Annotated in this window: 25 protein-coding genes and 1 riboswitch; of the genes, 9 read left to right on the top strand and 16 right to left on the bottom strand. The window is 37.8% G+C overall.

Features of this window, described 5'->3' with window-relative positions:
* Positions 1-97 precede the first annotated feature (97 nt).
* The 11 genes from ACJJVW_RS06285 to ACJJVW_RS06235 all read right to left on the bottom strand — a co-directional run bounded on the left by ACJJVW_RS06285 (position 98) and on the right by ACJJVW_RS06235 (position 12,223).
* Complete coding sequence (locus ACJJVW_RS06285; protein ID WP_298323679.1) at positions 98-724, bottom strand: carbonic anhydrase family protein; 627 nt, start codon at positions 722-724, stop codon at positions 98-100.
* A 3-nt stretch (positions 725-727) separates the two neighbouring features.
* On the bottom strand, positions 728-2,305 hold the full coding sequence (locus tag ACJJVW_RS06280; RefSeq protein ID WP_405251085.1) for a SulP family inorganic anion transporter: 1,578 nt from the start codon (positions 2,303-2,305) through the stop codon (positions 728-730).
* Positions 2,306-2,430: 125 nt separating this feature from the next.
* On the bottom strand, positions 2,431-2,730 hold the full coding sequence (locus ACJJVW_RS06275) for a hypothetical protein (RefSeq protein WP_405251084.1): 300 nt from the start codon (positions 2,728-2,730) through the stop codon (positions 2,431-2,433).
* Between the two features lie 256 nt (positions 2,731-2,986).
* On the bottom strand, positions 2,987-3,751 hold the full coding sequence (locus tag ACJJVW_RS06270; RefSeq protein WP_405251083.1) for a tetratricopeptide repeat protein: 765 nt from the start codon (positions 3,749-3,751) through the stop codon (positions 2,987-2,989).
* A 1-nt stretch (position 3,752) separates the two neighbouring features.
* The gene (locus ACJJVW_RS06265; RefSeq protein ID WP_405251082.1) at positions 3,753-5,516 is read right to left on the bottom strand and encodes a BatD family protein; all 1,764 of its coding nucleotides are present in this window, start codon (positions 5,514-5,516) and stop codon (positions 3,753-3,755) included.
* Entirely contained in the window at positions 5,516-6,454 is a 939-nt protein-coding gene (locus tag ACJJVW_RS06260) for a tetratricopeptide repeat protein (RefSeq protein WP_405251081.1), read from the bottom strand. The genes ACJJVW_RS06265 and ACJJVW_RS06260 overlap by 1 nt, the downstream gene beginning before the upstream one ends.
* A 53-nt stretch (positions 6,455-6,507) precedes the next feature.
* On the bottom strand, positions 6,508-7,542 hold the full coding sequence (locus ACJJVW_RS06255; RefSeq protein WP_405251080.1) for a vWA domain-containing protein: 1,035 nt from the start codon (positions 7,540-7,542) through the stop codon (positions 6,508-6,510).
* Positions 7,543-7,570: 28 nt separating this feature from the next.
* Positions 7,571-8,575 carry a vWA domain-containing protein gene (locus ACJJVW_RS06250; RefSeq protein ID WP_405251079.1) on the bottom strand — a complete coding sequence of 335 codons (1,005 nt, stop codon included), beginning with the start codon at positions 8,573-8,575 and terminating at the stop codon, positions 7,571-7,573.
* The gene (locus ACJJVW_RS06245) at positions 8,575-10,236 is read right to left on the bottom strand and encodes a hypothetical protein (RefSeq protein WP_405251078.1); all 1,662 of its coding nucleotides are present in this window, start codon (positions 10,234-10,236) and stop codon (positions 8,575-8,577) included. Before ACJJVW_RS06245 ends, ACJJVW_RS06250 begins: the two co-directional genes overlap by 1 nt.
* 54 nt (positions 10,237-10,290) lie before the next feature.
* A complete protein-coding gene (locus ACJJVW_RS06240) occupies positions 10,291-11,157 on the bottom strand; it encodes a DUF58 domain-containing protein (RefSeq protein ID WP_405251077.1) in 867 nt (288 codons plus the stop codon).
* A gap of 61 nt (positions 11,158-11,218) precedes the next feature.
* A complete protein-coding gene (locus ACJJVW_RS06235) occupies positions 11,219-12,223 on the bottom strand; it encodes a MoxR family ATPase (protein ID WP_108877319.1) in 1,005 nt (334 codons plus the stop codon).
* Positions 12,224-12,391: 168 nt separating this feature from the next.
* On the opposite strand from ACJJVW_RS06235, the gene ACJJVW_RS06230 reads away from it, so the two are divergent.
* Positions 12,392-13,258, top strand: coding sequence for an aldo/keto reductase family oxidoreductase (locus tag ACJJVW_RS06230; RefSeq protein ID WP_298323703.1), 867 nt, complete (start codon positions 12,392-12,394; stop codon positions 13,256-13,258).
* A gap of 74 nt (positions 13,259-13,332) precedes the next feature.
* On the opposite strand, the gene ACJJVW_RS06225 is transcribed toward ACJJVW_RS06230, so the two are convergent.
* The gene (locus ACJJVW_RS06225; RefSeq protein WP_405251076.1) at positions 13,333-14,127 is read right to left on the bottom strand and encodes a DUF4382 domain-containing protein; all 795 of its coding nucleotides are present in this window, start codon (positions 14,125-14,127) and stop codon (positions 13,333-13,335) included.
* Positions 14,128-14,275: 148 nt separating this feature from the next.
* On the opposite strand from ACJJVW_RS06225, the gene ACJJVW_RS06220 reads away from it, so the two are divergent.
* The 6 genes from ACJJVW_RS06220 (at position 14,276) to ACJJVW_RS06195 (ending at position 19,159) form a co-directional block, all read left to right on the top strand.
* Positions 14,276-15,022 (top strand): SDR family NAD(P)-dependent oxidoreductase, encoded by a 747-nt coding sequence (locus ACJJVW_RS06220; RefSeq protein ID WP_405251075.1) that lies wholly within the window; start codon positions 14,276-14,278, stop codon positions 15,020-15,022.
* 27 nt (positions 15,023-15,049) lie between these two features.
* Positions 15,050-16,186, top strand: coding sequence for an ATP-binding protein (locus ACJJVW_RS06215; RefSeq protein WP_405251074.1), 1,137 nt, complete (start codon positions 15,050-15,052; stop codon positions 16,184-16,186).
* A gap of 18 nt (positions 16,187-16,204) precedes the next feature.
* The gene (locus ACJJVW_RS06210) at positions 16,205-16,933 is read left to right on the top strand and encodes a metallophosphoesterase family protein (protein WP_405251073.1); all 729 of its coding nucleotides are present in this window, start codon (positions 16,205-16,207) and stop codon (positions 16,931-16,933) included.
* Positions 16,934-17,014: 81 nt separating this feature from the next.
* On the top strand, positions 17,015-18,208 hold the full coding sequence (locus ACJJVW_RS06205) for a sensor histidine kinase (protein WP_405251072.1): 1,194 nt from the start codon (positions 17,015-17,017) through the stop codon (positions 18,206-18,208).
* Positions 18,205-18,792, top strand: a complete 588-nt coding sequence (locus ACJJVW_RS06200; protein WP_405251071.1) for an NUDIX domain-containing protein — start codon at positions 18,205-18,207, stop codon at positions 18,790-18,792. Before ACJJVW_RS06205 ends, ACJJVW_RS06200 begins: the two co-directional genes overlap by 4 nt.
* 22 nt (positions 18,793-18,814) lie before the next feature.
* Positions 18,815-19,159, top strand: coding sequence for a hypothetical protein (locus ACJJVW_RS06195; RefSeq protein WP_405251070.1), 345 nt, complete (start codon positions 18,815-18,817; stop codon positions 19,157-19,159).
* Positions 19,160-19,165: 6 nt separating this feature from the next.
* Here the strand turns inward: ACJJVW_RS06195 and ACJJVW_RS06190 are convergent, their stop codons facing one another.
* From ACJJVW_RS06190 to greA, 3 genes are all read right to left on the bottom strand, one after another.
* Positions 19,166-19,555: an HIT family protein gene (locus ACJJVW_RS06190; RefSeq protein ID WP_405251069.1), complete on the bottom strand. Its 390-nt coding sequence runs from the start codon at positions 19,553-19,555 to the stop codon at positions 19,166-19,168.
* Positions 19,556-19,601: 46 nt separating this feature from the next.
* Entirely contained in the window at positions 19,602-19,838 is a 237-nt protein-coding gene (locus ACJJVW_RS06185; protein ID WP_405251068.1) for a four helix bundle protein, read from the bottom strand.
* A gap of 182 nt (positions 19,839-20,020) precedes the next feature.
* Positions 20,021-20,497, bottom strand: coding sequence for a transcription elongation factor GreA (gene greA / locus ACJJVW_RS06180; RefSeq protein ID WP_339846481.1), 477 nt, complete (start codon positions 20,495-20,497; stop codon positions 20,021-20,023).
* 188 nt (positions 20,498-20,685) lie between these two features.
* Between greA and ACJJVW_RS06175 the strand changes: the two genes are divergently transcribed.
* Complete coding sequence (locus ACJJVW_RS06175; RefSeq protein ID WP_405251067.1) at positions 20,686-21,108, top strand: hypothetical protein; 423 nt, start codon at positions 20,686-20,688, stop codon at positions 21,106-21,108.
* A 135-nt stretch (positions 21,109-21,243) separates the two neighbouring features.
* Here ACJJVW_RS06175 and ACJJVW_RS06170 read toward each other — a convergent pair whose 3' ends face one another.
* Positions 21,244-23,481 carry a TonB-dependent receptor gene (locus ACJJVW_RS06170; RefSeq protein ID WP_405251066.1) on the bottom strand — a complete coding sequence of 746 codons (2,238 nt, stop codon included), beginning with the start codon at positions 23,479-23,481 and terminating at the stop codon, positions 21,244-21,246.
* 158 nt (positions 23,482-23,639) lie between these two features.
* Positions 23,640-23,731, bottom strand: a riboswitch (TPP riboswitch).
* 110 nt (positions 23,732-23,841) lie between these two features.
* Between ACJJVW_RS06170 and ACJJVW_RS06165 the strand changes: the two genes are divergently transcribed.
* On the top strand, positions 23,842-24,765 hold the full coding sequence (locus tag ACJJVW_RS06165) for a ketopantoate reductase family protein (RefSeq protein ID WP_405251065.1): 924 nt from the start codon (positions 23,842-23,844) through the stop codon (positions 24,763-24,765).
* Positions 24,766-24,814 lie beyond the last annotated feature (49 nt).

The raw sequence follows: 24,814 nt of genomic DNA, 5'->3' as shown, positions 1-24,814 counted from the left end.
TCATTGCATAAAAATAGGGTGGCTTCTTAACGGAACCACCCTACTAATTTAACATTTTAGTTTGTATCAAGCGTATGCTTTCGCGAAAGCGTTTTTACTACATGAAAGTTACTCTTCCATCAGTAATATCATACATAGCGCCTACAATTTTGATTTCACCATCTTTCTCCATGTCATTTAGAACAACACTTCTTGATCTAATATTGTCGATGGCGATTTTTACATTCTCACGAGATACTTCATCAACAAAATCTAAATTTGCCGAAGTTCTTAAAGCCTCATCTTTAGGCTCTTTTACAGCTGCTACGGCTGGCTCTATTTTATTGATAAGAGCAGTAAGATTACCTAATCTCACGTGATCACAAGCTCCTTTAATAGCTCCACAGCTTGTGTGTCCTAATACTACAAGAAGTTTAGTTCCTGCTACTTTACAAGCAAACTCCATACTTCCTAAGATATCTTCATTAATGAAGTTTCCTGCGATACGCACGCTAAAAACATCTCCTAGCCCTTGATCAAACACAAGCTCTGCAGATACTCTAGAATCTATACAACTTAAGATTGTTGCAAAAGGATACTGCCCGTCAGAGGTGTCATTTACTTGTTCAAGTAGATTACGATTAGCTTTTAAATTTTGCAAAAAACGCTGATTCCCTTCTTGCAAGAATTCTAATGCAGTATCCGGGGTCATTTTTGCTTGTGAAATTTTAGTATGTGCTTTCATAATTTATGCTGTTTTTGGTCTTAGTTTAAAGAATTCAATATAACTAGGTGGGTTCTCTACAATACCACGTTCTGAGATAAGTTTGATATTTATATTTCTACTTCGTGCTTTGCCAGCAAAGTCTTCTAGAATTTCTATAATATCATTGTCTAAAAAGCGCGTTTTACGCACATCTAACTCAAGATACGAGTTTTCAGGTAAATTGTCTAGTTCTTTTAGAATAGCACCTTTGTTGAAGAAAGTTACCTCTTCGGCAAGTGTCATTTTCATTTTTGAAGCTCCATTACTTATATCTTCCTTATGTAAGAAGTGTGAGTTCTTGTAACTCTTAAATAAAACCACAACAATCCCTACGGCAAGACCAAGGCCTATACCCCATAATAAATCTATAAAGAAGATACCTACTACAGTAACTATAAATGGTACAAATTGTTTCCAACCAGCACTCCACATTGCTTTAAAAGTAGACGGTTTTGCTAGTTTATATCCCACAACTAGTAAAATGGCTGCTAGTACTGATAGTGGTATTTTATTAAGTAGTGTAGGTATTAGAATTACAGAGATTAATAATAAGAAACCGTGAATGATTGCTGCCATTTTAGTCTTTCCTCCAGACTGTATGTTTGCAGATGATCTTACGATTACTTGTGTTACAGGAAGTCCTCCTATCATACCAGATAAGATGTTTCCTGTTCCTTGGGCTAGCAGCTCTCTGTTAGTAGGAGTTACATTTTTATCTGGATCGAGTTTATCTGTAGCCTCAACACATAATAAGGTTTCTAAACTTGCTACAAGTGCAATGGTAAATGCTGTTACCCATATCGCTGGGTTTGTTATTGCTGCAAAGTTTGGAAAAGCAAATTGACCTATAAAACTGTCTACACTATCAGGTACTGGTACACTTACTAAGTGCTCAGCACTTATTCCATATTCAGATCCTTGAGTGCTTATAAAATAAATGATACCTACAGCAACTGCGACAAGTGGTCCTTGCACAAGTTGGAATATCTTTCCCTTTTTAGATAGAACATTACTCCATAATATGAGTATTCCTAAGGCAAGTACTCCTACTAATGTTGCTCCTATACTTATAGATCCGACGATATTTCCTAATTCTGATAAGGTGTTTTCGCCATCCATTTGAAAAAAAGCAAAATCTCCCTCTGGATCTGCATCATACCCAAAAAAGTGTGGGATTTGCTTGAAAATAATAATGATACCTATACCCGTAAGCATTCCTTTAATTACTGATGAAGGAAAGTAATATCCTATCACACCAGCTTTTAAAAATCCAAACACTAACTGTATAACTCCTCCTAATACTACTGCTACAAGGAAGTTTTCATAACCACCTAAAGCACCAATCGCAGTAAGAACAATCGCTGCAAGTCCTGCAGCTGGACCACTTACTCCTATTTTAGAGCCACTTAAAGCTCCTACTACAATACCTCCTATAATACCTGCAATAAGACCAGAAAATAGCGGAGCACCACTGGCGAGAGCAATACCAAGACATAGTGGTAATGCTACAAAAAATACAACGACACTTGCGGGTAAGTCGTTTTTTAAATATTTGAACATAATTCGTGATTTGAACACTTCTATTAAGGTAGAGGTGCAGTTTTTAAATAAAAATTGTGGGTTTGCTTACGCGAAAACGAAACGTAAGTTTACGCCTCTACATATACCTGATAAAAGAGTCAGGGTTAAGATAATCTATAGTCTGGCGGTGGAATATTAATATCCTGAGTATAATCATAAGTACTCATAAAGTAGGAATAGCTAGAAAGCTCAGCAGTTTCGTCTACTTCAATCGGGAAAAAAGCAAGGTTGCTGAAGAATTTTTCATACTCTTCAAGTTCTTTTTTGGTCTCGTTGTTCTCCTCTTCAATGTCCTGTACAACCTCTATATCTGCTTCGTTATCAAGTAACGCAAGAAATGCTGGGCCCAAAATAGAGAAGGACAGCATTAACGCTAGTGAATACAAGATAAAAGCCTTGAGCATTGTTTAATATAATTAATGATAAAGATAAATAAATTTAATACCTCCTAAAAGGCATAAAATAGTTTTTATGATTGCCTCAGGCATTTATAACTATGGCTTTGATTAGGGAATACTTAAGTTAATTACATACCTATAAGGGCTATTAATCTTAATAAGCTTGAGCAAAACGTAGTTGTGGGATTGATAGTATTACTCTTTTGTCTAGAGTAGGAGCATTATTTGCTCGTGTAATGGAGTGAAAGGAGCAAGAGTTGTTTTACAACTCTCTTATATCTGTAGTAGGAATCCAGCCCGTTCTTCCATCCACAATAAGTATTTTTTTCCAATTGTCGACAGTTTCCAGCACCATTACTTTTGTGCCTTCGTGTAATAAGAATGCTTCTTGACTTGATAAAGTAGGCTCTCCTTTTACTTGAGATTCTTTTGCAAACACGATGGCTGGGTTATCCTTGGATATTTTCGCGAAAGCGGAATAAGCAAATAACAAAGAACATACAGCAAGCACCAGACTAACTAATGATGACACAAATAACGCGCGCTTCTTGGTAGAACTAGCGGTAAAGTAGTACCCTAAAAATAGCAGTGTACACAACGCAACAAATATTACCGTTGCATACGCCCATCCGTCTGTAGTTAGTAATGTAAGTACACTATTGTACCACTTTTTAAACGTGTTTTCTGGTAACGGGGTGATGGCATCTATGGTCATCTTCTCTGCAAAAGAGGCATTATTTTTTATCTCTTGATCTGCAGGAGCTAGTTGTTTTGCTTTCTCAAAATAATAGATGCTTGGAGCAACATTATTGAGTTTAAAATGTGCATTTGCAAGATTGTAATAAACGGCAGCGCTTTCTTGATTTGCGTCTAGCACCTTTTTATAAGCATCTATCGCTTCTTGAAACTGGCCATTTGCATAGTGGTTATTGCCTTGCTCAAAAAGTTGTTCTGGTGTTTGTGCAGTGGTAAAAATGGCCGCTAGCATAAAAACGGTCACTACGAGATAATTGATTACGTTTCTCATGTTACAGTTGTTTATCTAAAGTGCTTATTACTCGTACTGCCTTGTCATAATCTTGCTGCATTGCTACGTCTCCAGTAGGAGTGTATCTTGCAAACTCACAGCTTTCTAGTAAGCTTATAAACTCAATATTAGTAGCAGTCTCTACATTTCTTTCCTCTAGAAGTCTTGTGATACGATCTTTAGACATCTCACTGGTAGTAATGCTAAGCTTTGCTTTAAGATAGTTATGAAGTGCTCGCTCCATTGCGATATAAAACTCTTTTTGGTTACCTAGACTTTTCTTTGCAGTACTTAAAAATTTACGAGCTAGCTTATCTGCTTTTCTAATTCTATTACCAGTGACATCGCTTGCATACGCATCACGCTTTTTACGAATAATCATCGCAAGCGGAATTAAAAGAAAAGGGACAATCACTAAGGTCCAGAACGTATTACTTTTAAAAAAATGTTCCTTTAAAACAGGCGTTAAATTTGCTTTAGTTTTAATGTATTGAAATTGATTTTGCGCTGCAACCAACTGCTCACCATCTGCTGTCTTTGTATCCGTAGTCACTGGGTTTTCTAAAGGCCCATTATTTACAGTAACGACAATATCATCAGATGTAAGACGCTCATAGGTTTTGGTCCTAGGGTTGAAATAAGAAAAAGAGAGTGGTGGTATAGGGTAGGTTCCTTTATACTGAGGAACTACCGTGTAAGAATTCTTTTTCATACCACTCATACCTGCAAGGTTAGTGCGTATCTGGTCCCCATTTTCCGGCTCATATACTTCTAGTGAGCTAGGAAGTGTAGGCTCTGGAAGCTCAAACAGCTTTAAATTTCCTTTTCCTCTTACCTCAACACTCATCTGGAATGCTTCGCCAGCGTCTAGGGAGTCTTTGTCTGTAGTTACTGCAAATTCAAATTCTCCTACGGCTCCACCAAAATACTCGGGTTTCCCCGCTTCTGGTAGTGGTTTTACATTTACAGTTCTCTTCGCAGCACTTACTGTAATATTTGCACTTTTACTGAGTGGCCTTCCAAAAATGTCTCTACGACTTGTAGGAACGCTCACAGCCACGCTGAGGCTAAGAGGTTCTATCTCTAGCTTACCAGTTTTTTGAGGATAAAGTACGGTGCGTCTTAAGATGACATATCTATAAGGCTTGCCTTGATAGGTGCCGTCGTATATTTTAAACTGTTTCTCATCTGCACTTTGATTCCAGAAATCAGCAAATTTTGGAGATTCAATCTCGCGCCAGTTGCTTACTGTAGTTGTTTCTGAGACATACAGTTTATATACTACCGTAAAGGCTTCATTTAGGTAAGGACTTGTTTTTGAAACTTCGGCTACGAGGTGTACATTTTCTTTGGCTAGGTAGGTTGGGTCGTTCGGGTCCTTAGGTATTTCTACAGCGCTAGTGACTACTACGGGAACCGCTGGTGACTTATAAACTTGGGCACCTACTGTTATTTCTGCTTGGCCTATTTCTAAATTCCCCTGTCGTGTAGGGGTTAAGAAATAAGAAAATGTTTTTGAAAAACTACCTTTCCCATTAATCCACTGTCTGCTTGTAGTTTGACTAGGACCACCCACTACTGTAAAGCCGTCAAAATCTGGCGACTTAAAGTTGTCACCATCTTGATTCATGGTAAAATCTACACGTAAACGTTCGTTTACGCCTAGTCTGTTTTTACTCAGTTTTGCGTTAAACTGTACATCTTGTGCAACCGTTGTTATTGTTGCGAGTAAGAATAGAATTAGTATGTTTAATTTCATCTTCATTACCAGTCTTTCTCTGTTTTGACTTTAGCACCTTTCACCTTTTGTGCGTTCATCTTTTCTTGCGTTTTCTTCTCTTGATCTTGCATAGCTTTTAGTAAACTCTGCACTTGTTGAGGAGATAACTGTCCTTGTTTAGGTTGTGGTGGAGGTTGTTTTTTATCTTCTTCACCCTCACCGCCATCTTGTTTTTTATCCTTGTCTTCAGGCTTTCCATTGTTATCTTCCTTCTTCTCTCCATCATCCTCTTTTTCCTCTCCTTTATCATCGGTTTCATCTTTGTCACCGTCTTCTCCTTCTTTCTTATCTCCGTCGCCTTCTTCGTTTTCCTTCTTTTCGTCTTCTTTTTTATCCTCGTCTTGATCTTCCTTGTCGTCGTTATCACTACCGCCGCCACCGTCGTTTTCTTTCTCCTTCTTGGCTAGCTGTAAATTATAACGAGTTTCTTCATCTGTAGGATCTGCACGCAACGCATTTTTATAAGCCTCTACTGCGCCATCCCATTGTTTTTGTTGGAATAAAGCATTCCCAAGATTGTGAAAAGATTTATGTTTCTCTTTCTTAGTTTGAGCAACTGCAGTGGCTTTAACCAGCGCATCTGTACTTTCTTCCCATCTTTTGTTCTTGTAGTAATTGTTACCCGCATTATACTTTGCAGGAACACTCTCTGGTGTCAATGAAATTGCTGCTCTTAAATTTGATTCCGCTTTCGCGAAAGCGTTAAAATCAACCACACCACCTTCTTGATTAACCATAGCTTCTGTCCCTTCTACAATGAGCTCTCGAGCTTGATCTGCATAAGGATTTTCTGGAGGAGTCGCTTTTTTATCTTGTGCTGTGATGGTAAATGAAAGTAGCAAGGCAACTATGAATAATGTGTCCTTAGCACCTTGTAAAGGAGCCATCGTTTTGTGAGATATGTTAGTTATAAACTGTTTCATTGTACATTTCACTATTACTTCACTCTTGTAAGGGAGTGGTTTGGTGAGGATGTTTAATTATCGTTGAATAGGTTTAGTTTTTTAAGCCAACTAGTCTTACGGTCAAGTAAAAAGATGTCTAAAAACAATAGTAATAATCCAGCTCCCAAAAACCACTGAAACTGATCTTCAAAATCTGCAAATTGCTTTGCCTCAAACTCTTTCTTATCCATTCCGTTGAGCAAATTCTGTACCGTTTCTACTACCGTGGCAGTATTGCTCCCATCAATATATTCTCCATTTGCTCCCGAGGCAATCTCTTTTAATGTGGTGTCATCTAGACGGGTAATTACAGTCTCGCCATTTTGATCTTTTTTATAAGACTGTACGATACCATTACGTTTAAGAGGTATAGGTCCACCTTCTGGTTTACCCACACCTATTGTAAATATGCGTATACCCTCTTCGTTTGCTTGCTCTGCTATATTAGAAGATTCACCTACGTGATCTTCTCCGTCAGAAATGATAAATAATACTCTATTTGTTTGCTCCTCGTCGTTATAGTAGGTTTTAGCAAGTTCTATGGCTTCACCGATAGCTGTTCCTTGACTAGATAGCATATCTGTGTTCATCTGGCTTAAGAAGAGCTTTGCACTACTATAATCTGTAGTAATAGGAAGCTGCGGATAAGCACTACCAGCATATGCGATGATACCTATACGATCACTGCCTAGATTATTAATAATCTGAGTAACGAGTTGTTTTGATTTTTCTATTCGATTAGGAGCTATATCCTCGGCAAGCATAGATTTTGATACATCTATGGCAAAAACGACATCTACACCTTCTCTTTTTACAGTTTCTAACTTGGTTCCTATTTTAGGATTTACAAGCCCTACGACTAGAAATAATATGGCAAAACATACTAATATGACTTTAAGACCAGTCTTGAAGTAAGACCTGTTTGGACTTAGCTTCTTAAGTAATTTAGCATTGGCAAATTTCTTCTGTGCATTGCGTTGCCAGATTATTACACCAAGGTACAAGAGTATCACCGCCGGAATAGCCAGCAGTAACCAAAACCATATTTTTTCTTCTAATAGATACATAGTTGCTTTCTTGAAGCGCTATTTATTTTTAAACAAAACTCTTGAAGACCGTGTATTTCAACAGTAATTCTATAAGTAGTAGTAACCCAGCGAGTAACACAAGCGGGCGATATTTTTCTTCGTAGTTGGTGTACTTAAATTCCTCCACATCTGTACGTTCAAGCTTATCTATCTCATCATAGATTTCTTGTAGCTTCTCATTATTAGTTGCTCTAAAATATTGCCCACCGGTGGTGGCTGCAATTTCTTCTAGTAGCTCCTCATCAATGGTTACTTGGATATTCTCATACACAAAAGTTCCATTTGCATTACGAGCGTACGGTGATAACGCCATCCCGTTTGTTCCCATCCCGATGGTGTACACTTTAATGCCAAACTCTTGAGCAAGCTCTGCAGCAATACGAGGATCTATTTGCCCTGCGTTATTCTCACCGTCTGTCATTAAAATAATCACCTTACTTAGCGCCTTACTGTCTTTGAGACGGTTTACACCAGTGGCAAGTCCCATACCTATAGCAGTTCCTCCTTCTATAATGTTATTGTATTGGATACTTTTAAGTGCACTAAGTACAATGCTTTTATCGCTGGTAATAGGCGTTTTTGTAAAACTCTCCCCTGCATATTCTATAAGACCTATACGATCATTAGGACGTCCATTTATAAAGCTGGCAGCTACTTTTTTAAGAGCTTCCAGTCTATTAGGACGTAAATCTTTTGCCAGCATACTGGCAGATACGTCTATTGCGATTACAATATCTATACCTTTTGTGGTTTTAGTCTTAGTAGATACCTCCACATTACGAGGTCTTGCTAGTGCGACGATTATTAAGCTTAATGCAGCGAGGCGTAGTATAAATAATAACGGTCTAAGTTTAGGTAGTAAGCTGCTTCCAGTTTTAAAACCTTTAATGCTTGAAAGCTTTACCGCTGGGGTTTGCTTCTTGCGCTTCCATAAATACCAAGCAATGGCAACTGGCAGTGCTAGAAACAGCCAGAAAAACTCAGGATTAGTAAATTCAAAATTGCTTAGCATTAGTTCTCTTCTTTTTCTTTAGCCTGGAGTTCGATACTTTGCATCACGCGCTCTGCGATTTCTTTTCCGTATGGATCTTCAGATGGCCAACTCAAGTATAATTCTTGAGTGTAATTTTCCGTCACAAAAACGAGTAACACATAATTTGTTTCAAATTCTTCTACTGTTTCAAAATATGTTGTACTTCCAGATCCAAAAACTTTAAGTCCTTCAGCACCATTAGGAGTAGTGAACTTTTCATTTTTGACAATAGCGAATTTTGTTCCGGATTCTTCAAAATATTTTAATCGTGTATCAACAATTGGGCCTGGTGTGGCTTTGGTTCCTTTTGGATACGTTGTCTGAAATAAGGTAACTAATATTGCGGGACGTTTACTTGACCAAACAAATGATTCTGCTTCCATTTTACCCTTAGCTTGTTCAGGTAGGCTTACTTCTTTACGTTCCAGAACTTTTGGGGTGCTTATTGCCATAGAGGGGCTGCCGTATTCACTCGTGATCCAGTTACCTTCGGCGAGCTCTCTTGTCATGTTTCCAAAAACAAAATCCTTCACTTCACTATATCCTTTAATAGCGATTCCTATTCCTGTAGCGAGTAGTAAAATTGCGAGGATACCGCCTATTCCAGAAAGCCAAAGTTTCCTTTTACGCTTTCGCGAAAGCTCCTCTCTATAATCCTCCTGCATCATTAATTCCTCAACAGTAGGAGGTGGTAATGCTTCTCTGGTTTGTTTTACAATATCTTCTACAGCAAGTCTATCTGCTTGTGCCTTTCCTTCTGGCGGATTCACACGCGCAAATTTTACAAGGTCTGCACGTTTAAAAATATCTTTAATACTAGCAATAGTATGCTTGCTGAAATCTATATGACCACTATCGCGTTCCATCTCAAGACGGGCAATAAGCTCGTCTGTGGTGCTTTCCATAGAGCGATCATACACCTTTTCCTCATAATAGCGACGTATGGCATCTGTGAGTACAGAGTAGTACTCTTTGTATTTAGCTTCGGCAATGAGGTTTTTACTATCTAGCGCTGTAAGCGTAGCCATTGCCTGCTCAAAAGGAGGGATGTATTGCTCTGCTTCTTTTTGTTTCTTGTTGCGACGTAATAACCACCATAAAAACAATGAAATCGCTACCACTACTGGGATAATCCATAATAGATACTTCCACCAGTTGCTGTAGTCTCTGGGTAGGTCTATAATAGGTTTGATATCATATAATCCTTGATTTACGGTGTCAAGAATCACATTATTCACTTCAACAAGAAAAGTATCTGTCTCAACCGTTCTTGTACCTATTATTACTTTTTGTTTTGGGATTACATAGCGACCACTGTCAAACTGTGTCAAGCCATATTTTTTAATAAGCTTCATTCTAGCAGAGGTAGAACTTGCTGTATCAATTGCATAACTCTCAATAACCTCCAGCGGACTAAAAGTTTGTCCTTCTGGAAAAATAACAGCTTCACCATCATTTGCTAGCGCCTCAATTGTGTAATTGATTTGCTGGCCTATGAGAATACTTGTAGAATCTATGGTTGCACGCACATCATCTTGCGCTTGAACCTGTAGTGAAGAAATAAATAGCAATAAGAATAACGATAACGCACGAAGAATCGCATTCTTAGGAGTTGTTATGTATGTTATGTTGTTATTCATTAATTTTTGTCATCTAATGCGAGATCATTTTTAATCTAGCTTTTTATTTTAACCTTACCCTCTTCTCTTAAAATAGCCTAGAAGCTTCTTTACATAGCTTTCATCTGTCCTTACGTCTATCACTCCTGCACCACTACGTTTAAAGGTTTCTTTAAAATAATCTACACGCTCACGGTAATAAGTAGTGTAATCATTACGTACCTTTTTTGAACTTGTATTTACAAGCATGAGTTCGCCAGTTTCTTCATCCTCCATCTGTACAATACCTAAACTAGGGATGCTTTCCTCGCGCTGATCGTAAATACGTATACCTGTGATATCATGTTTATTTGCAGCGATTTTCATCGTTTGCTCGTAACCATCAGTAATAAAGTCTGAGAGCACAAAAACAATTGCTTTCTTCTTCATTACATTACTCAAGTACTTAATAGCTTGAGAAAGGTCTGTTTTCTTAGATTTTGGCTTAAACTCTAGTAGTTCGCGTATGATGCGGAGTACGTGGGACTTTCCTTTTTTAGGAGGTATAAATAATTCTATCTCATCTGTAAAAAGGATGAGACCTATTTTATCGTTATTCTGCATGGCGCTAAAGGCTAGCGTCGCAGCAATTTCTGTCACAATCTCGTTTTTGAATTGCTTATCTGTACCAAAAAACTCTGATCCAGACACATCTGCTACGAGCATCATGGTGAGCTCGCGCTCCTCTTCAAATACTTTAATGTATGGTTCGCTATAGCGAGCAGTTACGTTCCAATCGATGTTACGCACATCATCGCCAAATTGATACTGGCGCACCTCAGAAAAAGTCATACCACGTCCTTTAAACGTAGAGTGGTACTCACCACCAAAGATATGATCAGACAGTCTACGTGTCTTTATCTCAATCTTGCGTACTTTCTTTAAGAGTTCCTTAGTATCCAATGGTTCTTATTGCCTTTTATGTAATAATATGAGGGTTACAAATGGTCTTTTAATCTAAAGACTATGGTACTTCAATCTGATTTACAATTTTGTTGATAATATCTACAGAGGTGATATTTTCTGCTTCTGCTTCGTAGGTGATTCCTATACGGTGGCGTAAGATATCGTGTACTACGGCTCTTACATCTTCTGGAATCACATACCCTCTACGTTTTATAAAAGCATAACACTTTGCAGCAGTTGCAAGGTTAATACTACCACGAGGAGATGCTCCAAAATTAATAAGAGGTTTAAGATCTGCTAGCCCATAATTTTCTGGGTAGCGAGTTGCAAAGATGATATCAAGAATGTATTTCTCAATCTTTTCATCCATGTATACTTCTTTTACGGCTTCTTGTGCACGTAAAATTTGCGCCACTGTAACTACAGGATTTACTTTTTCGTAAGAACCCTTTAAGTTTTGGCGTATAATGAGTTGTTCGTCTGCTATTGTTGGATAATCAATTACCGTTTTAAGCATAAAACGGTCTATTTGTGCTTCTGGAAGTGGGTACGTACCTTCTTGCTCTACAGGATTTTGAGTTGCCATTACTAAGAATGGTTTGTCAAGAATAAAAGTTTCGTCACCTATGGTTACCTGCTTTTCTTGCATCGCCTCTAGCAGTGCAGATTGCACTTTGGCAGGAGCACGGTTAATCTCATCTGCAAGAACAAAGTTTGCAAAAATAGGACCCTTCTTGATGCTAAAGTCTGCAAGCTTCATGTTATAGATAAGTGTTCCCACTACATCTGCTGGAAGTAAATCTGGAGTAAACTGTATACGAGAGAAAGACCCGTCTACCGCTTGTGCAAGCGTATTAATCGCAAGCGTTTTTGCAAGTCCTGGAACTCCTTCTAAGAGAATATGACCACGACCTAAAAGACCTATAAGTAAACGCTCGATCATGTGTTTTTGACCTACGATTACTTTGTTCATTTCCATTGCGAGAATGTCTACAAAGGCACTCTCTCTTTCTATCTTCTCATTGATAGCCTGTATATCAATAGCAGTAGTATTTTCTTCCATAATTTCAAATTCTATTAAGCAGATACTTCTAACGTCGCAAAATCACATTTTATTCCTATAAAGCTTGTTAACATTTGGTTAAAAATAAAGGAAAATAAAGGGCTTCGCACACATTTAGGTAGTTTTAGAAGTAGTAATTTTATTCAGAATGCAAATTAAAAAACGATAATGAAATTTTCAAGAATTATTCAAGGTTGTATGACGTGGGGCGTTTGGGGTAAGCAATTCAACGAGCAGCAAATGATTGAGACTATGAATCATTGTTTGGAGAAAGGTATCACCACTTTTGATCATGCAGATATTTATGGGGATTACACGACTGAGGGTGAATGGGGTAACGCTTTCGCGAAAGCGGATATCTCCAGAGACACCATACAGATCATAAGCAAATGCGGTATCCAGATGAAAGGAGATGCTCGCAAAGAAAATACCATCAAGCATTATCAATATGATAAAGAGTACATCATCTCAAGCGCCGAAAGATCATTAAAGGAGCTGCGTACTGAATACCTAGATTTATTTTTATTACACAGACCGAGCCCACTTTTAGATCCAGATGAAGTGCAAGAGGCAGTGAGTCAATTACAACAGCAAGGGAAGGTTAGGGATTTTGGGGTGTCTAATTTTACACCGCGAACTGTAGATTTACTGGCTACAAAAAGTAAGGTAACTGTAAATCAGATTGAAATTTCTATCACAGAACGGTCTTCACTTACAGATGGAACGCTTGATTACATGATGACTCACAATATAACTCCTATGAGTTGGAGTCCGCTGGGGTCTGTTTTTAGAGAAGACACCCCGCAGAATATGCGTATCAAGAAAAAATTGAAAGAGCTAGGCGATAAGTATAACGCAACTCAAGACCAACTACTACTAGCGTGGTTACTCAAACACCCAGCAAATATTCACCCAGTTATAGGAACCACAAATAAAGACCGAATCACAAATGCTGTAAAAGCAGTGGCTATTAATCTTGAAAGAAAAGATTGGTTTGAATTGCTGGAAGCTAGTACAGGAGAAGAAGTAGCCTAGTACAGCGTTGTTTAAAAATAAATAGAGGGCTGCATAATATGCAGCCCTCTATTTAATAATATGATTATTTTTTATTATTGAAAAGTTACGGCGTCTACAGTTGTAATAGCGCCTACTTCTACATTTACGTCTGTAACAGTAATAGTTTCAAATCCAGCTGCTGCATCGATTTGGTAAGTCAGTGTGTAAGTTCCAGATGGCACTCCTGCAAGTAAAAATTGTCCAGTCTCATTTGTAAAGGCAGAAATTTCTGTTGTTCCGTTTGTAGCAGTTACCTCAGTGATAAAGTCTAAAGGAAGAACAGTACCAGAGATAGCTCCAGATTCTGCTTCAACACTAGCTCTAATTACTGGCTTTAGTGAGTATCCACCATTACCCTGTTGTACAATAGATTCATCTACATCAAAATCTAATAAAAACTCATAAAAAATACCGTCTTCTAAAGACTCATTAACTTGAACCTTAAGACCGCTTTGTTGTGCACTTGGCGTTTGTAAAGGGAATGTTTCTCCATCTACAACGATAGTGTTGTCAGAACCTAGTATTAATCTAATCTGACTTAAGTTTCCAGTTTCTACTTGATCATCTACTAGCAATACGTTAGTACCTGCAGTAAGCTCGAGAAGATCGTATACTCCAGCATTTACGTCGTTGCTTATTGTTACATCGTCATCATCATCGTTGTTTCCGTTGTATTTAATAACTACATCCTGTACGTCAATAAATACAGCATCATAATCTCCAGGAGCATCTGTAAGGCGCACAGCCATACGAGCTTCACCTCTTTCTGAATTGTTGTCGTCATCGTCACAAGAAACAATTCCAAAAGCAAGTACGCTCATAAGCGCAAATTTTAAATAAGTCTTCATAATTTGATAGTTTATTAATGTGTTGTGTAAAACTATTATACGTTTTAAAACCTACATTTAGACTTAACACTTATTAACTTGGCCTATAAGAATATCTTAACTTTCAGATTTAGTGATAAAAAGGTACTTTTAAAAAAACGTAATTTTAATGACAGCACTTATAACAGGCGCAACTAGCGGGATAGGAAGAGCAACAGCAATACGCTTTGCAAATGAATCTATAAACCTTATCCTTTGCGGGCGACGTCAAGAAGAACTTGACACCCTCAAAAATGAATTAAGTAAGCTCGTGCAAGTGCATACGCTCAATTTTGATGTGAGAAAGAATGAGGATGTACAAAAAGCAATTTTAGACCTACCAGAAGATTTCAAACAAATAGACATCCTTATTAATAATGCAGGTAATGCTCACGGACTAGACCCTATACAAACAGGTTCTGTAGAGGATTGGGACGCCATGCTTGACATTAACGTAAAAGGATTGCTTTATGTGAGCAAGGCTATTATACCACAGATGACCGCACGCAAAAGCGGACATATAATCAACATAGGGTCTACCGCTGCCAAAGAAGTATATCCTAACGGAAATGTATACTGTGCAAGTAAACATGCCGTAGATGCTATTAACCAAGGGATGCGCATTGATTTAAATAAATTTAACATCAGAGTAGGAGCAGTGCATCCTGGAATGGTTGAAACTGACTTTAGTAAAGTTCGCTTTAAAAATGATGATGAGCGAGCAGATAAGGTGTATCAAGGTTTTGATTGCCTACAACCAGAAGATATTGCAGATATTATTCATTTTGTAGTATCAAGACCTTATCATGTGAACATAGCAGATTTAGTTGTGCTTAGCACTGCACAAGCATCTTCTACTATTGTAAATAAAAGTTGATTGCAAGCTGACTAATAAAATAATGCGATGATCAATAAACGCCTTCTCGTAAAGAACTTACTCGCTCATAATGACGAGAACAGTTTCTACGACAAAAAGCGTAAGATTGACATCAGTAACAAAGAAGGGAAGGCAAAGTTTTTAAAGCATATTTGTGCGCTTTCCAATAGTAACCCAAAGAACAATTCGTTCATAGTAATAGGCGTAGATGATGGCGAAAATGCTATTATAGGTGTGCCATTTTTTGATGACAGCAAACTGCAGAATCTCATAAATGCATACTTAGATAATCCTCCTATAATATCTTATGAGAATATTCCTTTTCCTAATTTGCCGCAAGACAAAGTAGTGGGACTTGTTACCATACGAGCACAAGATAAGCTTACAGCGTTACGACGTAATATCTGGAAATATTGGGGTGGCACGGTCTTTTTTAGAGATGGGAGTATGTCTATGCCTAAGACGTTCAAGTCAGATATTGTAGATGTAAATAGTGAGATTGTTGCGGCAATAGAAAATCACGCAAAAAACAGCATAGGTCTCACGCTTGATGGTGTAATGGACTTTGTAAATCATCGTCATAAGGACATGGAGAGCACTTATAAGGTATTTAAAGAGCAGTTTGTGTTGTGCTGGGCAGGAAATAAAAAGGTGGTTAAAGGTCAGACCTATTACTCTCGGGTAGATATAGAGCTCATTAATGAACAAGTAAAACTATTTTACTCAACACTAGATGAGGTAACTATTACTTATGATGAGGATTGCTTCAAAATTCAAGAATTCGTGCACTTGGGAGTACAAGAGCAATTTAAATATTATCCACTAGAGGAGGTGGTGATACGCTTTCGCGAAAGCGGTACTTATACCATTGATACAACGCTTATTTTTGAACCACCAGTGATAGATAAGAAGATCTTGTATCATATTTTTAATAATAACAATGTTATTTTTTATAAACTGAAACGAGGTATAAACCTTAATCAAGGGGAGTGGAATGATTTATATAATCTAGCTAATACCTATTTAATTTGTTATTTAAATGGTTTTGAAACCGCCATACAAAAGTTGGTAGATTTAAAACCTTATTTGAAAACTTTAGACGGCGCTGTCTACGGCAGATATAAGGAGGCAATGCGTATTTTGAGAAAAGTACGTTATGAATAAAAAAGAAAGAAAAGAAGTATGAGAACATTAGTTTTCGGAGATATACACGGAGGTTACAGAGCATTAGTGCAGGTTTTGGAGAGAGCAAATGTCACACAAGATGATCACCTCATTTTTTTAGGAGATTATGTGGACGGCTGGAGTGAGAGTGATGCAGTGATAGATGAGTTAATGCGCCTCAAGAAAGAATATAAAAAAGTCACTTTAATACGTGGTAACCATGACGACCTTGTGCAGCAATGGCTAGAAGGAAAAACAATGTCTCCTAAGTGGTTACAGCATGGCGGGCAAAGTACAATAGATTGCTATGAAAAGAGATCTGCTCAAGAAATTCAAGAGCATATAAAATTTTATAAGACTTTTGAGGATTACTATCTAGATGATAAAAATCGCTTTTTCTGTCATGCGGGTTTTCAAAATTTAAACGGTCCAGAATACGAGTGGCATAGTACCGCATTTTATTGGGATCGTACACTCTGGGAGATGGCTTGCGCTATGAGAGAGGATCTCAAAAAGGAAGACCCGTTATATCCTAAACGGTTACAATTATTTGAAGAGATTTATATAGGTCACACACCCACTACGCGTATTAATTCCTTGGTTCCTGTTAATAAAGCAAACATCTGGAATCTTGACACTGGAGCAGCTTTTAAGGGTTCACTTACAGTGATGGATGTGGATACAAAGGAGTTCTGGCAGAGTGACACTCTGCCGTCATTATACCCAGATGAAATAGGTAGAAACTAAGAGTTTGCATTGCAAGAAGCAATTAATAAGGAGGTCCGGCGTTTTTAATTTCTCCCGTATCTTTAACACAAAGAATCTTTTATGAACTTTAGCGCCCAGCCGCACATTGCGAGATGGTTTATCATCATCGCTTCGCTTATCATTACCACACTTATCTTGTGGAATGTGTCGCTGTTTTTTGATCAGCTCAAGGATGCAGAGCGTTCTAAAGTGGAGATTTATGCCGCTGCTTACAGAGCATTTGCAAATACAAGTGATGTTAATCTAGAAACTAGAAACAGGGATACACGCATTGTTTCTGACGAGCTTATATCTCTGCAGCAATTTATAATAGGTGATAATAGAACCATCCCTATACTTTTATACAGCATAGAAGAAAACCATTACACCCCTAGAAACATCAATAAAGAAGATAAACTCTCGCAAGAAGATTTTAAACGACTTGCAGAAGAGTATGCGCTCATTAATGAGCCTATTGTGATAGGTTACGACGGAGTTGATAGTCAGATTTTATATTACGGAAACTCATCTGTTATTAATCAGCTTAAGTATTTTCCTATTGCGCTTATCGTGATTGTCATTCTCTTTGTGGCATTGATTTACTTCTATTACTTAACCTCAAAAGCAGGAGCTCAAAATCTGCTATGGGCAGGTATGGCAAAGGAAACCGCTCATCAGATAGGTACACCACTTTCATCCCTTGTAGGCTGGACAGAAATTCTCAAAACAGAAAATGTAGATCCAGATTATATTGCAGAGATGACTAAGGATATCAATAGGCTAGAGACGATTACAAATCGTTTTAGTAAGATAGGCTCCATTCCAGATTTAGAAAAAGTAGATATTATAGCAGAAACACAAGAAGCCTATGATTATCTGAGTAAGAGAAGCTCTAAGCTCATAAACTTTACTTTAGACGTTCCTCAAGGAGAGTTGCCTGTGATGCTTAATAAAGAACTCTATGGGTGGACTTTTGAAAACCTTATTAAAAATGCGATTGATGCCATGAAGGGTAAGGGAGCGTTAACCATTGCAATTTCACGTGACACTAGATTTGCCAAAATACTCATTACAGATACGGGTAAAGGAATCCCAAAATCTAAGTTCAATAATATTTTTGAGCCTGGCTTTACTACAAAAAGGCGGGGCTGGGGTCTTGGACTTTCGCTCGCAAGACGTATTGTTGAGGAGTATCATGACGGACGCATAAGAGTACTGGAATCAGAATTAAACAAAGGAACCACTATGCAAATCTCCCTACGACTAGCCGAATGAATACACGTATAAAAAATATAAAAGAAGAGATCATAAGTGACCAGTGGGCAACGCTTAAAAAAGTCCATTTTGATTATCAGAATGAAGATGGCTCTTGGGATCAGGTGCGCCGCGAGGTCTATGACCGTGGTGATGGAGCTTGCGCGCTGCTTTATAATGTAAAAAGGCAAACGGTATTGCTTATAAAGCAATTTAGACTGCCAGCATATCTTAATGAGGATAGTGGTTTCCTTATAGAAGCTTGTGCAGGCATGATAGAAGATGAGACCCCAGAGCAAACAATTATTAGGGAGATAGAAGAGGAGATGGGTTACCGCATTGATAGCATTACGAAGGCGGGTGACTTTTTTATGACTCCTGGCGCAAGTACAGAGCGCATTCATATGTTTCTTGCGTCATACGAGGAGCAACAAAAAGTAAGTAATGGCGGAGGTTTGGTAACAGAACATGAAGATATCACTGTGGTTGAGTATGCTTTCGCGAAAGCGTTAAAAGCATTAAAAAATGGAGAGATAAGAGATGCAAAAACCGTAATCTTGCTGCAAAATTTGGCGCTATCTGGAATCATGGAAAGATCTAACTAGCCATATACATCGTACTTCTTTTATGACAACCGAATTAAAGACCATACAAACGACTATTTTACAGTGCAACTGCCCAGAATGCTACAGTAATAGTGGCCTTGAATTAAGTTTCAAACAAGAGTGGAAAGATACTTTCTGGGTACAAAAAGCTACAGATGTTGTGCGTGAAGAGATATACTGCAAGCACTGTGAGTTTCCTATTTATCCCGTAAAATGGACCCCAGATATTGAGCGCCTCTATGAGTACAACCTAAAACGCGCCGAAAAGGAAACCTTCTTTAAAGTAAAATCACAAACCTATGTAATAGGGGCAATAGCAATAGCAGTTATCGCTATTGTGGTTTTTGCGTTGGTTAGTAGTTTGTAAAACGTCTTAAAACTCCCCTTTTATAACCTCTACAAGCTCTTTAAACTCACCATCGCTAAGCGTCACTTTTTTCTTAAACTGGATATCTTCCATAGTTTGTAGCGGTACAAGATGTACATGTACGTGAGGAACTTCAAGACCTATTACAGAAACGCCTACGCGTTTACAAGGCACTGCTTTTTCTAGAGCAATTGCAACTTTACGAGAGAATAGCATGAGGTCAAGATATTCTTGTTCCTCAAGATCAAATATTTTATTTTCCTCTTTTTTAGGAATACAAAGTGTGTGTCCTTTTGCATTAGGATTTACATCTAGAATGGCGATGTGCTTATCATCTTCGGCAACGATGTGTCCTGGGATTTCTCGGTTTATGATTTTTGTGAAAATGCTTGGCATAATTTGAAATTGAAATTGAAATTGAAACTGAACTCGAACAAGCTCCTTATTTACTATTTTTAATTCTGGTGACGATTATTCTTATGAGTTGATCGTTTTCATTTCTAAGCGATGCGAGATTGTTTTCGGATAATATATTTACTTTAACTTGAATGTTGAGATTGCGCATGCTTTCTCTTAGTTCTTTTAAACAAATTCTGAGTTTGTGAACTTTATCGTTAGTAGTTCCCGCCCCTAAGGCTTCTCCATAGTTTAAAGCAGATGAGCAAGATGATCGTATCAATTGTTTTGCGAGATATTCTGCAGCAAATAAGATGGTTTTTTATTGTAAAGTATAATAACCGCAGCAGCAAAATCTTCCAGTCGTTCACTCAAATCGAAAGGTTTATCGCTCATATTATAATTATTTAGCCAACTTCATTTTTCAACTTCTCGTTCAATTTCAATTTCAACTTCAACTTCTACTTAGTCCCTTGAGATAGAAACAATGTCAAATTTCATTACGCCACTTGGCACTTGAATCTCGGCTACTTCACCTACTTCCTTACCTAGCAGACCTCTACCTATAGGTGAGTCTACAGAGATGAGGCCTTTTTTAATGTCGGCTTCATTTTGAGCTACTAGTTTGTAGGTCATCATAGCGCCATTTATTTGATTTTTAATCTTGACGCTAGAGTGTACTAGTACTTTAGAAGTGTCCAGCTGTGACTCGTCAATGATACGTGCATTTGAGGCTAGATTTTCTAGTTTAGCAATACGCATTTCTAGCATACCTTGCGCTTCCTTTGCGGCATCATATTCGGCATTCTCACTTAAATCTCCTTTATCACGAGCATCTGCAATGTCTTGCGACGCCTTTGGGCGCTCTACATCGCGTAGTTGATTTAGTTCATCCTTAAGCTTCTTTAAGCCCTCTGGTGTATAATAATTTACCTTACTCATAATAGATCCGGTTTAAGTATAATTAGTTTAAAAATGTTGTCTTTTTATGCATACACATAAAAAAAGTCCCTCTTCGGGACGTGTCTCACGAATATACAAAATATTTTAAATCCTTTACCGTTTTATGGTACCTTGCGAGCCTAAATTATTGAAATCACGCTTTCGCGAAAGCGTAAAAAAATACTTCTATGCGTCAGATATTGACCTTTGTTATTCTTATTGCCTTTTGTTTTTCATGCACAAATAGTGACGATGGAAACCAGCGTAATCCTTTCTTACTAGATGTGAACTTTTCTACACAATTGAGTGCTATTCAAGTATTAGATTTAGAAATCCCAAGTAACCCTATCTACGTTCAAAACGGAGGTATACGTGGTCTTTTTGTTATTAATACAGGGAGTAGCATTGTTGCGTGGGAAGCATCAGATCCTAACCATGCGCCTAATGATTGCTCACTTATGGTCATAGATGGTATCAATGTAAAATGCCAGTGTGATGATGATAATAGTTACAACCTCTTTACTGGGCAGTCTAATAATGAAGTGCTAGAATATACAATGCTTAATTACCGAGTAAATGCTTCTGGTAATAGCATCACCGTATTTAACTAAAAGTAAAAAAGAAGCCGACTCAAAAGAGGCGGCTTCTCACTTACAATTTGTAGTTCAGTCCCCCAACTGATTACATATTGTTTATTTTTAGCGACTTAAATATAGCGAAAATTAAATAATAAGACCTTTTATCCCTTAAAATTTAAGTGTAGCTCCTACTAAGAAATTAATTCCCGCCTGCGGATAATAGCCCGCTCCTTCAATGGTTGTAATCTCATTAGGTACTGAGAAATCATCATCATAGGTGAAGAAGTATCCATTTGAGATATATTTCTTATCGAAGATATTATTCACAAGTCCATTGAGGAGAATAGACTTAAATACTGGAACCTCCTTAATCTCGTATTGAATACTCAAATCATTTAAGAAATAAGAATCAAGTTTAGAAAGTTCGCTATCTATATTACCCATATATTGCTCTCCTACAAATTTCGATAAGAAACCTATACTAAAATCTGCATTAGGCTTATAGGTAAGCATATTACTAGCTACGAGATTAGGCGAGTATGAAATATTTGTATTACCTAGGTTTGTAATCGCACCATCTAGATTAAAAAGAAAATCTCTATTCTTATTTGTGCTTAATGCAATATTAGGTTGTAAAGTAAACTTAGAACTTAGCTTTATCGCAGCATCTATTTCTATACCTGCTCTATAGCTATTACTATTAATTCGGATAGGCGCTCCTACATTATCAAGTTCACCAGTAGGGACTAACTGCCCGTCATAATCCATAAAATAACCATTCACATTTAAGGTGACGGTCTCTGTATTTAATCTCCATCCTAGCTCAAAGTCGTCTAGTTTTTCTGCGCGTGGATTGCCGTCTTCAAAATCTCCACGGTTGGGCTCACGGTTTGCACGCGCATAAGAGGCATATAACTGATTTTCTGCATTAATCTTATAGCTCAAACCTAATTTTGGATTAAAGAACTCATAGTTTTCATCTACCAAAAATTCATCAAGGTCAGAATTGATTCCGTCAGTTTTATAAGTGATAAATCGACCTTGAATGTCTGCATAAAATTGCCATTGATCATTTAATTTAAAGTTCGCTTTCGCGAAAGCAGAAAACTCATTCTTACTTCCCGTTCCAAAATAGTAATTATCTCCTAGCTCAGAATCACCAGCAAATCGTGCCCATATCACTTCGCCAAAATGGTCTCCTCTATAAATGCTACCCAAAGCACCACCTACAAAGTCAACCATGTTGTCCTTGTAATTTGCCGTTGCACTTGCCACATAAAAGTCGTTATCTAACCAGCGACGACGTATAATGTCAGAAGTTTCAATCGTTTCTCCACCTATGGTAACTGGAGTGATCCCGTAAAAAGCGAGTGTGCTCTCACTGCCGAAGTTGTAATTCTGCTCATAAAAATCATCTACATATTCTTCAAAAAATCCACGACCATACGTGTAGTTGAAACTAGCGGTAGAGCTCCAGTTGTTATCATATTTCTGATTCCAGTGTAGTTGGTAGTGATCTTGTTTGTAATCATCCACTTGATTATTGTGGAAACCAGTGATATTTCCCTCATCATCTAGCTGTACACCCGCAATATTAAAAGTGCGATTTTCATCTATATTTGTGTTTGCACCTATGGTTGCTAGGCTTGTTTCTTCAAATCCGTACCAAGATTGGTATGTAACTTCAGACCCTGCAAAGTTGATAAGCTTGATAAGCGTATTATCATCCTTGTATGCTGCTTGCAAAAAGTAAGATTTAAGATCAGATGACGCACGGTCGATGTAACCGTCAGATTTGATCTGTGATAAACGACCAGATATCTCTATGTGATCGTTGAGCAAGCCTGTACTAAACTTAACATTATGACGGCGTGTCCCAAAAGACCCAAAAGAGTTAGAAATCTCACCATATGCTTCATTAGAAATTGCATCTGTAAGAATATTAAGACTTGCTCCAAAAGCTCCAGGTCCATTCGTAGAAGAACCTACTCCACGCTGTAGTTGTAAACTTTCTACGGACGATGTAAAATCTTGAAGATTTACAAAAAAGGTAGTAAGACTTTCTGAGTCATTATAGGGAATTCCATTTATAGTAACGTTAATCCCTTGGTTACCTGTACCACGTACTCGGAAACCAGTGTAACCTATGCCAGCACCAGCGTCTGAGGTAGTCACTACGCCTGGTAAAAAGTTAAGTTGCGTAGCAAGATCTTGTCCTAGATTACGCTTTTCAAGATCTTCTGCATTAAGATTTGAGTGCGTAATAGGTGAGTCGGCTTTTACTCGTACAGAACGAACTAAAACTTCATCAAGTGACTCTACTTTTGTAGTGTCTACCACTGTTTTCTCTTGTGCACTAGCTGTAATTCCTGCAAGCGCAATCATACTCAATAGGACCTTTTTCATCCGTATATGGTTTAGTTACGAATACAAAGGGCAAATATTCTAATAAGTTAGCATTTACATACCTGTGCGATAAGCACATATTGAAGAGGGTGCACCGTGGTGCTTCTCAAGAGAAATATGGTAACACTAGAAAAGCTAATTTGTATAGCGTTATCTAGAAAGACATGTTCCTCATTCCTAAACAGCATTACCTGTTCTAGGTTCAATGGGTATAATCTCAGCTTCGTAAAAAGCACCCCTTTGAGATTTTGCAAAGATATACTAGAGTTTTTAATTAAGATATTATAAAGAAAAAATAAATCCGCTTACTGTACTTTTAAACTGACTAGAATTCTCTAGTCCTAAGAAAACAATAAAACGATGCATATTTTGATTTACGGAGCCGGTGGCGTGGGGGGATTCTTTGGAGGGAAACTCGCGCTTGCTGGAAATAAAGTGACCATGATTGCCAGAGGAGAACACCTTAGGGCCATACAAGAAAACGGTATTGAGGTAAAAAGTATAACAGGAGATTTTAAAGCGACTCCGTATCTAGCAACAGATGATCTTAGTAAGATTGAAACACCAGATTTAGTCATCTTTGGAGTGAAGTCATATCAAATAGAGAGTGCTGTAAAAGATATATTGCAATATTGTGATGAAAACACATTATACCTGCCTTTACAAAACGGAGCAAGTAACGTAGAGGTCCTTAATTCGGTGGTTCCTAAGTCACAAGTACTGGCAGGACTTTGCCGTATGATTAGTTTTATTGAAGCGCCAGGAGTGATCTCTAATCCAGATATAGCGCCTGCAATACTTTTTGGAGAGCAGGATAATATCAAGACAGAACGTTTAGAAAAAATAGTGTCTGTATTTACAAATGCAGGAATTAATGCGGCTGTTCCAGATAATATTCAAGTAGCCATCTGGCAAAAGTTCCTTTTTATAACAACTATAAGCGCCATAGGCGGACTAACAAGAGTACCTATAGGCGTGATGAGAGAGCAGCCGTATATAAAAGAACTGATGCGCAAGACCGCGCAAGAAGTATTTGAGGTTGCAAAAGCAAAAGGGATTATACTCCCAGAGAAAACCATTGAAAACATCTTTGAAGCCATTAGCAAGCAAGCGCATGAGACTACAGCTTCAACACAACGCGATATCATGGCTGGAAAACCTAGCGAACTAGAAAACTTTAATGGTTATATCATGAAGGAAGGTAAACGACTTGGAGTGCCTACGCCAGTAAACGAGATGATTTATCAGTTGTTATTGCCTATGGAAAGGGATCATAGAAATTAAAGATATAAGATTAAGCAAAATACGCCTGAAGCAATAGCTACAGGCGTAT

It is taken from the genome of Dokdonia sp. Asnod3-C12, assembly GCF_045063975.1.
Lineage (GTDB): Bacteria > Bacteroidota > Bacteroidia > Flavobacteriales > Flavobacteriaceae > Dokdonia.
This window is presented reverse-complemented; position numbering and strand designations above follow the sequence as displayed.